Below are 11,533 nucleotides of genomic sequence, written 5' to 3'. Positions count from 1 at the left end.
GCGACATCGGAGGGAAAGATCATGACCTTGCAAGGCGATGCTCTGAAAGACGCGATCGGCCAGACGCGGGACAAATGGGGATGGTTCGTGGCGCTCGGCGTGTTGCTGCTGATCTTCGGCGGCATCGCTTTCGGCAATCTGTTCATCGCCACCGTCGCTTCCGTCTATGTCGTCGGCTGGCTGATGCTGATGGCAGGTGTCATCGAGATCATCCACGCCTTCGGGGTCAAGACCTGGGGACGTTTCTTCTACTGGCTGCTGAGCGGCCTGCTCTACGCCGTCGCCGGCTTCTTCGCCTTCGACAACCCGTTGCTCGCCTCGGCGGTGCTGACGCTGCTATTGGCCATCGCGCTCGTCGCTTCGGGACTTTTGCGGTCCTGGGTGGCCTTCAATCATCGGCCGCAGCAAGGCTGGGGATGGCTGCTGGCCGCCGGCATCATCACCATTCTGCTCGGCCTGATGATCGCCATGGGCTGGCCGGTGAACAGCCTTTGGGTGCTTGGCCTCTTCCTGGCGATCGACCTGGTGTTCCAGGGATGGAGCTTCATTGCCATCGGGCTGGCGCTGAAGCGGTAGCAGCAAGCGGCGATCTAGGGTGTGTTGAGATTCAGGTCAGGCCGAGCCGAGAACGGTGGTTTCTGAGAACCGGAGCGGAGCGTACTTTTCGTACGTGAGCACCGGAAGCGCAGGAAACCGTCGTTCGCAGGGCGGCATCACCTGAATATCAACGCAGCCTAGAACGCGATTTCGGCGTCCAGCTGCGAGAGCGGGCGCACGCCCTTGAGCAGCGCTCTCGCCTCGGCCTCGTCTTGTTTCATCTGCGCCACCAGCGCGTCGAGACCATCGAATTTGAGCTCCGGGCGCAGGAAGCCGAAGAACGACACCTGGCAGGTCTCGCCATAGAGATCGCCGGAAAAATCGAAGACGTAGGTTTCGAGCAGCGGCGCGCCATTGTCGTCCACGGTGGGACGCCGGCCGAAGCTGGCAACTCCGTCATGAAGCGCGCCGTCGGCGCGACGGAAGCGGACGGCATAAATCCCTTCCTTCAAGGCCGCTTCCGGCGAAAGCCGCATATTGGCGGTCGGGAAGCCGAGAGTGCGACCAAGCCGCTGACCGCCAATCACCTCAGTCTCGACGGTGAAACGGTAGCCGAGCAGGCCGGCGGCCTCCTCCACCTTGCCTTCGGCGAGCAGGTCCCGGATGCGGCTCGATGAAACCACCTCCGCGCCTTCATCGCGGAAGGCGTCGACCAGCGTCACGCCGAAGCCGTGCCGTTCGCCGGCCGCCATCAGAAAGGCCGGCCCGCCCTGGCGGTCCTTGCCGAAATGAAAGTCGAAACCGGTGACGGCGTGGCGGATGCCGAGGTTCTTCTCCAGCACATCGGTCACGAAAGCCTCAGGCGAGAGCGAGGCAAAATCGCGCGTGAACGGCTGCTCGACCAAAGCGGCAAAGCCAAGCCCGGCGAGCAGCCGCGCCTTCATCGGCGGCGGCGTCAGCACGAAGAGCGGCACCTGTGGCCGGAATACCTTGCGCGGATGCGGGTCGAAAGTCAGCACCAAAGCGGGCACGCCATTGCGGGTTGCTTCGTTCAGCGCGCGTTCCAGGACGGACTGATGGCCGCGATGGACACCGTCGAAATTACCGATCGCCACGACGCCGCCGCGCAGATGCGCGGGCAGCGGCGCGACCGCCGAAAGACGTTGGAAGGCTTGGTTCATGTCGAGGCGCCCGTCATGGCCAGACCACCAACCTATTGCAGACGCGCAATGACGGCGACCGGCCGGTAGCCGTGCTTTTCAAGGAAGCCGGCCAGCCTTTCAGGATCGGGGCGGAGCGGATCGCCATAGTCGCGAGCGTGGATGCCGCCCGAAACATAGAGCACGTCAAAGCCGTTGTCGGCCGCGCCCTTGACGTCGGTCATCATGCCGTCGCCGATGGCGAGAACCTCGCTGCGCTCGACGGCGCGGCCAAGAAGGCCGGCGACCTCCTTCATGGCGACATCATAGATCGGCGCGAAGGGCTTGCCGGCAATCAACGTACGGCCACCCAGCTGCGCGTAATCTCGCGCGAGCGCGCCGGCGCACCAGATGGTGCGCTCGCCGCGCTCCACCAAGATATCCGGATTGGCGCAAATGAACGGCAGATTGCGGGCACGCAGCCGGTGCAGCATTTCCGCATAGTCGGCGGGCTTCTCGACCTCGTCGTCATAGAGGCCCGTGCAGACGATGCCCGAGGCCTCGAATTCCTCGACGAGATCGACGTCGAGCCCATCATAGAGGCTGAAATCGCGCTCGGGACCGATGTGAAAGATCTTCCTCGGTCCTTCTGCGATCAGGTCGCGGGTCACATCGCCTGATGTGACGACGTGGTCAAAGGCGTCGGCGGGTACCCCGATGACCTTCATCTGGGCGACGACATCGGCGCTGCGGCGCGGCGAATTGGTGATGAGCACGACCGGCACATTCGCCGCGCGCGCCCTTGCAAGCGCCGCGGCAGCGGCCGGAAAGTGCCATTCGCCATTGTGCACGACGCCCCATACGTCGCACAGTATGGCGGCGTAGCGCCCTGCAAGATCATCGAGCGAAGCGATAATGTCAGGCGAATCCGCCATGCCGTGTCCCTGATTTCGATCCTGACAAGACCGCGACAGCCATTCTTCAGTTCAGAGGACGCCACGGCCGGTCCCGCATAACCGAAGCGCTTCATCCTGTCACCAGCTTTCCGGCATCGGCCTTCGACGGCGCGTCGGTGCACAGGGTTAATGCCCAGTCAAACGACCGTGCGATCTTGACGCTTCGAGGGAGCTAAAATTTAACGATTCTTGGATCATGCTAAACGAGAAACTATAGGATTCTGGCGGGGGCTAAGGGCATTGATCCGCAAATTCCTACGCGACAGACGAGGCAACTATGCCTTGATGACGGCCGTCACCATGATACCGCTGATGGGCGGCGTGGCGCTTGCGGTCGACTATACCGAGCTCATAAGGGAGCGGCAGGAGACGCTGAACGCGCTGGACGCCGCCGGCATCGCGACGGCACAGCATATCGTCGCCGGCGCCACCGACGCTGAAGCCAAGGCCTATGCCAAGACATTTTTCGAGGCCAATCTGAGGCACGTCCTTCCGGCGAACGCCACGCTGACGGTCACCTTGCCCAACAACAATGCGGGCGGCGGCACGCTGGTGCTCGAAGCCGCCCTGAAGTACCAACCTTACTTCCTGCCGGCCGCGGTCGCATTGCTTGGCGGAACGCCGGGCCAGACGAACGTCAACTTCTCGGCCAGATCTGAAATCCGCCTCAAGAACACGCTGGAAGTGTCGCTGGTGCTCGACAATTCTGGCTCGATGGCCGAACTCGGCCACGGCTCGAATCAAGTACGTTTCGACCTTCTGAAGAGTGCCGCCAAGCAGCTTGTCGACCAGTTGTCGGGGCAAGCGCAGCTGATGAAGCAGATTTCCAAGCCGGTTCAGTTCAGCCTGGTTCCGTTCGCCGCCTCGGTGAATATAGGCCCGGCCAACTCGACGGCGGCGTGGATGGATCAGGATGGCATCTCGCCCATCCAGCACGAGAATTTCGACTGGACAACGATGACCCAGGGGAATTCGCCCTGGCCCCAGAGATATGTCGAGAAGGTCGGCAGCATCTGGTATGCGCGCGGCACCGATTGGGATCCCACCCAAAAAGACAAGCCGCTGACGCGCTTCTCGCTCTACAAATGGATGCAGCGAATTTCGGCTTGCACCAAAGATTCGAACAATGTTTGCACGTCCAACATAACCTACGCGCCGATCGCGAGCTGGAGCGGCTGCGTCGAGTCGCGCCCCTATCCGTACAATATCCAGGATACGGCCGCCTCGACCTCCACACCGGCGACGTTATTCGTGCCGATGTTCGCGCCTGACGAGACCGACTATACCGACGGCTACTCCCGGCCCGCAAACAACAACTGGCATCTCGACGTGACGTCCAGCAGCGACAGCCCGACACCGACGCGCCAGAAATACATGCCGAAATATTTCAACTACGGCAACAAGGTCACCCCCGCCTACGGCAACAATGCCGGCCCGAACACCAGTTGCAGCACGACCGCGATCACGCCGCTGACCGATGTCTCCACCTCTGCCGGCGCCACCACGGTCAAGAACGCGATCGACGCCATGGTCGATGTCGGCGCCACCAACGTGCCGGAAGGTATGGCCTGGGGCTGGCGGACGCTTTCCAGCACCGCGCCCTTCACCGAGGGACGCCCGGAAACACAAAAAGGCAACGACAAGGTTCTGATTGTGCTGACCGACGGGGCCAATACCTATTACACGCCGGATTCGGTGAGTGCCCAGTCGTACTCCGGCACCTACTACAGGAGCGGCGGCAACGATCTTTCCGGCAACAAGGCCATCTATTCCGCGCTTGGATATCTTGCCTACGGCAGCCAGACCAAGCCGTTCGGAAGCACCTACACCTATGGCCGGCCATTCCTCGGCACCAGCATCAATGTCAGCAAGAGCGATTATTCGAACGCCAACTACACCAAGGCCATGAGCGAGCATCTGGCAACGCTATGCGACAACGCCAAGGCGGCCAACATCGTCGTTATGACCATCGCCCTCGATCTCGATTCAACCAACACGGCCGAAGCGGCGCAGATGGCAGCGCTGAAGACCTGCTCGTCGGATTCGCGCTACGCTAAGGATCCAGCGGACCCGACCGGCAAGACGCCGAAGAAACTGTTCTGGAACTCGACCGGCGCCACGCTGTCGGACGACTTCAAGGCGATCGGCAACGAATTGTCGAACCTGCGCATCGTCAGCTGATCTGCTCGGACAAGCAATCGATGACGCCCGCCCTCCAGGCGGGCGTTTTCATCGTGCAGCGCACCATCGGAAATGATTTGGTTAGCGGCTGGTGAAGTCGCCGTTAAGCAATCGAGGGGTTTGCCAAACCGGTCCTTCAGCGTTTTGTGGAAATGTCGCCCGACAGAGAATCCGCCGGCGGGGGGCCGCTCGAGAAAAATGCGCAAATTCTGGCATCAATTCTGCCGTGACCGCCGCGGCAACTATGCGCTCATGACCGCAATCGCCATGGTGCCGCTGATGGGAGCAGTGGCGATGGCGGTCGATTTCAGCGAGCTCAACCGCCAGAAGCAGATGGTGCTCAACGCGCTCGACGCCGCCAATTTCGCCGCGGCGCGGCGGCTTGCCGAAGGCGCCACGGATGACCAGATCAGAGCCTATGCGGTCGACTTCTTCAACGCCAACCTGAACAACATCGATCCCGCCGACATCTCGCTCAACATCACGCTGCCCACCAGCCAGGCCGGCGGCGGTCTGCTCACGATGAGCGCGACGCTGAACTATCACCCTTACTTCTACCCGTCCTCCTCGCTGCTCGTCGGCGCATCCACGGTCGATGCGAACAAGCCGATCAACCTCGCCATGAACTCCCAGGTGCGGCTGAAGAACACGCTGGAAGTGGCGATGGCGCTCGACAATTCGGGCTCCATGACAACACCGGGCACAGGCACGGGACAAAAGCGCATCGACCTGCTCAAGCAGGCGGCCAAGCAGCTCGTCGACACGCTGGGGCAGCAGGCAGCGCAGATTAAGCAGATCGACAAGCCGGTCCAGTTCAGCCTCGTGCCGTTCGCGGCATCGGTCAATGTCGGGCCGAACAACGACAACGCCTCCTGGATGGACACCTATGGGCTGTCGCCGATCGCCAACGAGAATTTCGATTGGTCGACGCTGAACGCTCCCGCCAAATACGCCCAGAAAATCAACGGCATCTGGTATAAAAAGGGCACCGGCTGGGGCGCGGAGGAAGGGCAAATACTAACCCGTTTCGAGCTCTATCGGGATATGAAGGTCGTCACCAGCCACGAACGCATCGCCGGCAGCAAGCGCGTCGTCTGCGACGAATATCGCGACAACCATACCTGCGAGCGCAGCCACAACGAATATGACTACAACGACACCTATGGCCCGTTCGCCAGTTGGCAGGGTTGCGTGGAAGTGCGGCCCTATCCCTACAATGTCAACGACACGCCGGCCTCCGGCGGGCCCAACAACACGGGCATCGGCGTCGGCGATCCGGCGACCATGTTCGTGCCGATGTTCGCGCCCGACGAGCCCGGCAACCATTGGTATGTCACACAGGATCCTGACGAACCGAGGCCGGTCACCTATGGCGCCGCCAACAGTTGGTGGAACGACGATCCGTCGAGCACCACCGGCAAGACCAGGCAGTCCAATATGGCCAAATACTTCATGCCACGGCCGATCAATGCTCCGGTATTGAGCTCGGGCGCCGGGCCGAATTACAGCTGCACCACCACACCGATCACGCCGCTCACCGATGTCACCCAAACAGATGGGCTTGCCGCCATCAAGGCGGCGATCGACCTGATGCAGCCCAACGGCAACACCAATGTGCCCGAAGGCATGGCCTGGGGCTGGCGCACGGTTTCGAGCGCCGAACCCTTCACCGAAGGCCGTCCGGAATCCGAGCGCGGCAACGACAAGGTCGTCATCGTGCTCACCGACGGCGAGAACACCTATTCGACGGTCAGTTCCGATCCGGCCGGCAACAAGTCGACCTATGCCGCCTACGGCTACACCGGCGTCGGCTATAACGGCACATCGGTCACCCGCCTGTTCGGCGGCACGTCGAGCGCCATCGGCCAGTTCAACTATTCGTCGAGCAACTACACCGCGGCGATGAACGAGCAGATGGCGAAGCTGTGCGACAATGCCAAGGCGGCCAACATCATGGTGATGACGGTGGCGCTCGACATGTCGTCTATCAGTTCAAGCGACCAGAAGGCGATGGCCGCGCTGAAGGCCTGCTCTTCCGATTCCCGCTTCCGCAAGGATCCGACCGACCCTAGTAAACCGGCCAAGCTGTTCTGGAACGCCACCGGCGCAACGCTCTCCGACAACTTCAAGGAGATTGCCAACGAGCTTTCCAATTTGCGCGTGGTTGGGTAAGGGGGCCGGCGCTGAGCTGCCATCTCCCCCTTTGCGGGGGAGATGGCCGGCAGGCCAGAGGGGGGTGTGAAGGAACGCCATCCCTTGTCAATCGGCCACTGCTTAGACCATATGAAATTGTTGACGCCGGCGGGACAGCACCCCCCTCCGCCTTGCCAGGCATCTCCCCCGCAAGGGGGAGATTGGCAGCTTCGCCGATTTCGCCAATTGTCCGCGCTGGCGCAAAAGCTCCCGCAATCATGCTCTTGCTAACGCCGAGGCGCGTGATGATTGTCACGTCGCCACCGGAGACTCCGATGCCCGACGCCGCCAATCATCTTACCTTCGCGCTGATCTGCCTCGGCATGGTGCTCACGCCTGGGCCAAACATGATCTACCTGATCTCGCGCTCGCTGTCGCAAGGGCCGAAAGCCGGGCTGATCTCACTCGGCGGCGTGGCGCTGGGCTTCCTGTTTTATGTGGTCTCGGCAGCGTTCGGCATCACGGCGCTCATCTTCGCCGTGCCATACGCTTACGACGCGCTTCGCTTCGCCGGCGCGCTCTATCTGTTGTGGCTCGCCTGGCAGGCGCTGAAGCCCGGCGGGCGCTCGCCCTTCCAGGTCCGCGAGTTGCCGAGGGACAGGCCGCGCAAGCTCTTCGTCATGGGGCTGATGACCAACCTGCTCAATCCGAAAGTGGCCGTGCTCTACCTGTCGCTGCTGCCGCAGTTCATCAATCCGGCCAAGGGTCATGTTCTGTCGCAGCTTCTGGTGCTCGGCGTGACGCAGATCTCGATCAGCCTCACTGTCAACGCCATCATTGCGGTGACGGCCGGCTCGATCGCGAATTTCCTCGCCGGACGGCCGTTCTGGCTGGTCGTGCAGCGCTGGATGATGGGCACGGTGCTGACCGCCCTGGCCTTGAAGATGGCGACCGAGGCGCAGCGCTAGGGCACATTGATATTCAGGTGAGACCGGCCTGCGAATGACGGCTGTCTGCGCTTCCGGTGCTCACGTACAGCAGTACGCTCCGCTCCGGCTTTCGCCGGCCGAAGCCCTCATAAGTGTCTTTGCTCTATGAAGGCTACGGCCGGCGTAGGCCGGTTCTCGACGGCCATCATTCTCGGGTCCGCCTGACCTGAATCTCAACGCACCCTAAGGGCGAGCCATCAGATCTACATCGGCCGGCGTACAGGCCGGATCTGCTCCGGCTCGACCACCTTGCGGTAGAGATGCCAGGTCGCGTGGCCGAGGATCGGCATGACGACGGCAAGCCCGGCAAACAGCGGGATCGAGCCGACCACCAGCAACACGGCGACCGTAAGCCCCCAAAGCGCCATCGTCAGCGGATTGGCCATGACGGCACGGGCCGAGGTTTCAATTGCCGAGACGGCGCCGACATCGCGGTCAAGCAGCAGCGGAAAGGCAATGACGGTGGTGGCCAAAACGACGGCGGCGAAAACGAAACCGACGGCGTTGCCGACGAGGATCAACGTCCAGCCCCTGCCGGTCGTCAGCACATCGCGCAAAAAGGCGCCGACCGAAGCGGGCGGCTCGGCGCCGAACAGGCTGGTGTAGAGCGACTGCGCGGCGAACAGCCACAACAGGAACAGCGCGAAGAGCAGGACGCCGATGACGGCGATCGACGGCAGCGCCGGCGAGTGGCGCACGTCGAGCGCATGATGCCAGCGGCTGCTCATGCCGAGCTCGCGCCGGCGGCTGATCTCATAAAGGCCGATGGCCGCGAAGGGCCCAATCAGCGCGAAGCCCGACATCAGCGGATAGACGAGCTGGATGGCGTTGGAGCCGGAGCTCCACCGGGTCAGGATCAGGCCGACGATCGGATAGATCAGGCACAGGAACACATAATGCGACGGCTTGGCCCAGAAATCCTCGGCGCCGAGCCTCAACGCATCCCAGAGATCCGACGTGGTGATGTGGCGCACCGTGGGCTGCACATGCATCCCGCGCGCGTCCGCCATGACATGAAAACCAGCCATAACCGTCCTCCGTTTTATACCGGGGGCGGTCACCGCCTGGGTGGCCGCCCGTGGCTGCCACTTTCAAGAACGCCGGGATGATAACCGATCTTCCGGGGAATGTCGCGCTTCATGCGATTTTCATCGCCCTGCCCGGCAAAAGCCACGATCGCCGGTATCAGAGGCCGCATGACCACCTCGATCACCACCTCCCCCGATTTCAACCGCCGCACGTTGCTCGCGGCCGCCGGCCTGGTGGCGCTTGCCGGCATAGCCGCCTGCAGCACCGTCTCCGTGCCAACCGGCGAAGGCGCGGGTGTCTCTTCGTCCGCGACAGCGACGTTGGCCAGTATCCGCAGCTCCGCCGGTCTGCCGACGCTGACGCCGGACGCGCAGCTCGAACAGGCGGCGCTGCAGCAGGCCGGCTATATGGCCTCGCGCGAGCGCATGAGCCACACCACCGGCTGGGGCAAGGATTTCGCCTCGCGCATGAAGGACAATGGCGTGCGGGGCGCCGCCGCCGAAAACATCGCCGAGGGCCGTTTCGACCTTGAGAAGCTGTTCGACATCTGGATGCATTCGGCCGGCCACCGCCGCAACATGCTCGATCAGGACTTCAGCCGCTTCGGGCTGGCTTACGTGCGGGACGGCCGCGATCCGGCGTTGCGCTATTGGGCGCTGGTGCTGGGCCGCTGAAAAGGCGGCCGGCTGAGAGCAGCGACTTTATCAATCCATATGCGCGGCCGGCGCCCCGCCCGCCGGTGCCGCTTTTGGCTTGCGCAGCAGAATGACGAAAGGAATGGCGGCCAGCGTCATCACCATCAGGATCTTGAAGTCGTTGATATAGGAAATCATCATCGCCTGGGCATTCACCGCGCGGTCGACCTGCGAAAGTGCTACGGGATCGCCGGCGGCGGCCGCCGGAGAAGCGGCCCACAGATTCGGGTTGTATGGATTGATGAACGCCGACAGCTCGGTGTGGTTGACCTGGGTGTTGCGCACCATCAGCGCCGCGACCACCGATACGCCGATGGAGGAGCCCAGATTGCGCACCAGGCTGAACAGCGAGGTGGCGTCGGTGCGGTAGCGCGCGTCGAGCGTGGCGAAGGCGACCGTCGACAGCGGCACGAACACCATGCCCATGCCGAGACCCTGGATGACGCCCGAGGAGATGATCAGCCAATTGTCCATCTGCGGCGTGAAGCTCGCCATCGTGTAGAGCGACTGCGCGGTGAGCAGGAAGCCGATGGCGACGAGGATCCTGGCATCGATCCTGTGCATGATGCGGCCGACGACCAGCATCGAAATCATCGTGCCGATGCCGCGCGGACCCAGCACGACGCCGATGGTCACGGTCGGATAGCCGAAGATGTTGGCCAGCATCGGCGGCAACAGCGACATCGAGGCCAGTATCAGTACGCCCATGACGAAGATGAAGCCCAGCCCGGTCACGAAATTGCGGTCGAGGAATATCTTCGGATCGATGAAGGGATGCTCGGCCGTCACCGTGTGGATGATGAACACCCAGAAGCCGGTGAGCGACAGCGCGAGCTCGATCCAGATTTCGGCCGAGTTGAACCAGTCGACCTCGCCGCCGCGGTCGAGCAGAAGCTGCAGCGCGCCGACACCGAGCGACAGCATGGCGAAGCCGAAGAAGTCGAAGCCGCGCACGCGCTTGGCGATGACCGGCAGGTAGGCGGCCATGCCGAGGAAGGCGAGGATGCCGACCGGCAGATTGATGAAGAACACCCAGCGCCAGTTGAAGTTTTCCGTCAGCCAGCCGCCGAGCGTCGGCCCCAGGATCGGCCCGAGCATGATGCCGGCGCCCCAGATCGCCATTGCCTGGCCATGGCGCTCCTTCGGGTTGATGTCGAGCAGGAAGGTCTGCGACAGCGGCACGATGGCCGCGCCGAACACGCCCTGCAGCAGGCGGAAGAGCACTATGGTCTCGAGGCTCCAGGCAAGACCGCAGAGCATGGAGAAGATGGTGAAGCCGACGACGGCGGTGAGGAACAGCTCCTTGCGGCCGAGCCTGTCGGCGAGCCAGCCGGTAACCGGCGTCATGATCGCCGCCGCCACGATATAGGAGGTCAGCACCCAGTTGATGTTGTCGGGCGAGGCGCCGAGGTCGCCGGTCATGGTCGGCAGCGCGACGTTGGCGATCGTGGTATCGAGCGCCTGCATGATCGTCGCCAGCATCAGCGCGACTGTGATCAGTCCGCGGTGCGGCACTTCCTTGAAAGGTTCGGGCGTGCTCATGATGCTGAACTTCCAGCAGGTAACAAAAACATGTACGCTAGAGCATGATGCTGAAGTATCCTGCTCTATCTCTTTGATTAGAGGCGGATTCAGATTTCAGGTCGAACAGGCCCGAAATCATCCGGCTCTAGGTTTCCGGGCGGCAAGCCTTCGTTGAGAGACCTTCATCGCGGTGGGACGCGACTATCGATGTGGGGGTTACATCGACTGAAAGTCTCTGTTGGAGCGGATCCCTGCCGCCCGGAAACCTGAGGACCAACGGGTCCGTGGCCGGGCCTCAGCTTTCGAACGAGCCGCCATGCGGCTTGCCTTGCTGATCCTTGCCACGTCTC

At 62.6% G+C, this 11,533-nt stretch carries 9 protein-coding genes; 5 read left to right on the top strand and 4 right to left on the bottom strand.

Translation table 11 applies throughout. From position 1 onward, the window contains the following. Window positions 1–21 precede the first annotated feature (21 nt). Window positions 22–576, top strand: coding sequence for an HdeD family acid-resistance protein (locus LB520_RS09830; RefSeq protein WP_224610665.1), 555 nt, complete (start codon window positions 22–24; stop codon window positions 574–576). A gap of 158 nt (window positions 577–734) precedes the next feature. Here LB520_RS09830 and LB520_RS09825 read toward each other — a convergent pair whose 3' ends face one another. Then, window positions 735–1,718: a bifunctional riboflavin kinase/FAD synthetase gene (locus tag LB520_RS09825; protein WP_224637350.1), complete on the bottom strand. Its 984-nt coding sequence runs from the start codon at window positions 1,716–1,718 to the stop codon at window positions 735–737. A gap of 32 nt (window positions 1,719–1,750) precedes the next feature. Continuing rightward, the gene (locus tag LB520_RS09820; protein ID WP_224637349.1) at window positions 1,751–2,611 is read right to left on the bottom strand and encodes a TIGR01459 family HAD-type hydrolase; all 861 of its coding nucleotides are present in this window, start codon (window positions 2,609–2,611) and stop codon (window positions 1,751–1,753) included. 306 nt (window positions 2,612–2,917) lie between these two features. On the opposite strand from LB520_RS09820, the gene LB520_RS09815 reads away from it, so the two are divergent. From LB520_RS09815 to LB520_RS09805, 3 genes are all read left to right on the top strand, one after another. Beyond that, window positions 2,918–4,813: a pilus assembly protein gene (locus LB520_RS09815; protein WP_224637348.1), complete on the top strand. Its 1,896-nt coding sequence runs from the start codon at window positions 2,918–2,920 to the stop codon at window positions 4,811–4,813. 198 nt (window positions 4,814–5,011) lie between these two features. Then, window positions 5,012–6,985 (top strand): pilus assembly protein, encoded by a 1,974-nt coding sequence (locus tag LB520_RS09810; RefSeq protein WP_224637347.1) that lies wholly within the window; start codon window positions 5,012–5,014, stop codon window positions 6,983–6,985. 296 nt (window positions 6,986–7,281) lie between these two features. Next, on the top strand, window positions 7,282–7,914 hold the full coding sequence (locus tag LB520_RS09805) for a LysE family translocator (RefSeq protein ID WP_140656967.1): 633 nt from the start codon (window positions 7,282–7,284) through the stop codon (window positions 7,912–7,914). A gap of 224 nt (window positions 7,915–8,138) precedes the next feature. Here the strand turns inward: LB520_RS09805 and LB520_RS09800 are convergent, their stop codons facing one another. Beyond that, window positions 8,139–8,963 (bottom strand): DUF2189 domain-containing protein, encoded by an 825-nt coding sequence (locus LB520_RS09800; RefSeq protein WP_095767874.1) that lies wholly within the window; start codon window positions 8,961–8,963, stop codon window positions 8,139–8,141. Between the two features lie 168 nt (window positions 8,964–9,131). Here LB520_RS09800 and LB520_RS09795 point away from each other — a divergent pair, with 168 nt between their 5' ends. Continuing rightward, entirely contained in the window at window positions 9,132–9,638 is a 507-nt protein-coding gene (locus LB520_RS09795; RefSeq protein ID WP_224610657.1) for a CAP domain-containing protein, read from the top strand. Window positions 9,639–9,668: 30 nt separating this feature from the next. Here the strand turns inward: LB520_RS09795 and LB520_RS09790 are convergent, their stop codons facing one another. Continuing rightward, the gene (locus tag LB520_RS09790; protein ID WP_224544701.1) at window positions 9,669–11,201 is read right to left on the bottom strand and encodes a DHA2 family efflux MFS transporter permease subunit; all 1,533 of its coding nucleotides are present in this window, start codon (window positions 11,199–11,201) and stop codon (window positions 9,669–9,671) included. Between the last annotated feature and the right edge of the window lie 332 nt (window positions 11,202–11,533).

Source organism: Mesorhizobium sp. CA12 (assembly GCF_020165255.1).
Taxonomy (GTDB): domain Bacteria; phylum Pseudomonadota; class Alphaproteobacteria; order Rhizobiales; family Rhizobiaceae; genus Mesorhizobium.
This window is presented reverse-complemented; position numbering and strand designations above follow the sequence as displayed.

Excerpts from the sequence above, each read along its gene's own strand:
- LB520_RS09790 (WP_224544701.1), bottom strand. The coding sequence starts at position 11,201 with ATGAGCACGCCCGAACCTTTCAAGGAAGTGCCGCACCGCGGACTGATC.
- LB520_RS09815 (WP_224637348.1), top strand. The coding sequence starts at position 2,918 with ATGACGGCCGTCACCATGATACCGCTGATGGGCGGCGTGGCGCTTGCG.
- LB520_RS09800 (WP_095767874.1), bottom strand. The coding sequence starts at position 8,963 with ATGGCTGGTTTTCATGTCATGGCGGACGCGCGCGGGATGCATGTGCAG.
- LB520_RS09795 (WP_224610657.1), top strand. The coding sequence starts at position 9,132 with ATGACCACCTCGATCACCACCTCCCCCGATTTCAACCGCCGCACGTTG.
- LB520_RS09825 (WP_224637350.1), bottom strand. The coding sequence starts at position 1,718 with ATGAACCAAGCCTTCCAACGTCTTTCGGCGGTCGCGCCGCTGCCCGCG.
- LB520_RS09830 (WP_224610665.1), top strand. The coding sequence starts at position 22 with ATGACCTTGCAAGGCGATGCTCTGAAAGACGCGATCGGCCAGACGCGG.
- LB520_RS09820 (WP_224637349.1), bottom strand. The coding sequence starts at position 2,611 with ATGGCGGATTCGCCTGACATTATCGCTTCGCTCGATGATCTTGCAGGG.
- LB520_RS09805 (WP_140656967.1), top strand. The coding sequence starts at position 7,282 with ATGCCCGACGCCGCCAATCATCTTACCTTCGCGCTGATCTGCCTCGGC.
- LB520_RS09810 (WP_224637347.1), top strand. The coding sequence starts at position 5,012 with ATGCGCAAATTCTGGCATCAATTCTGCCGTGACCGCCGCGGCAACTAT.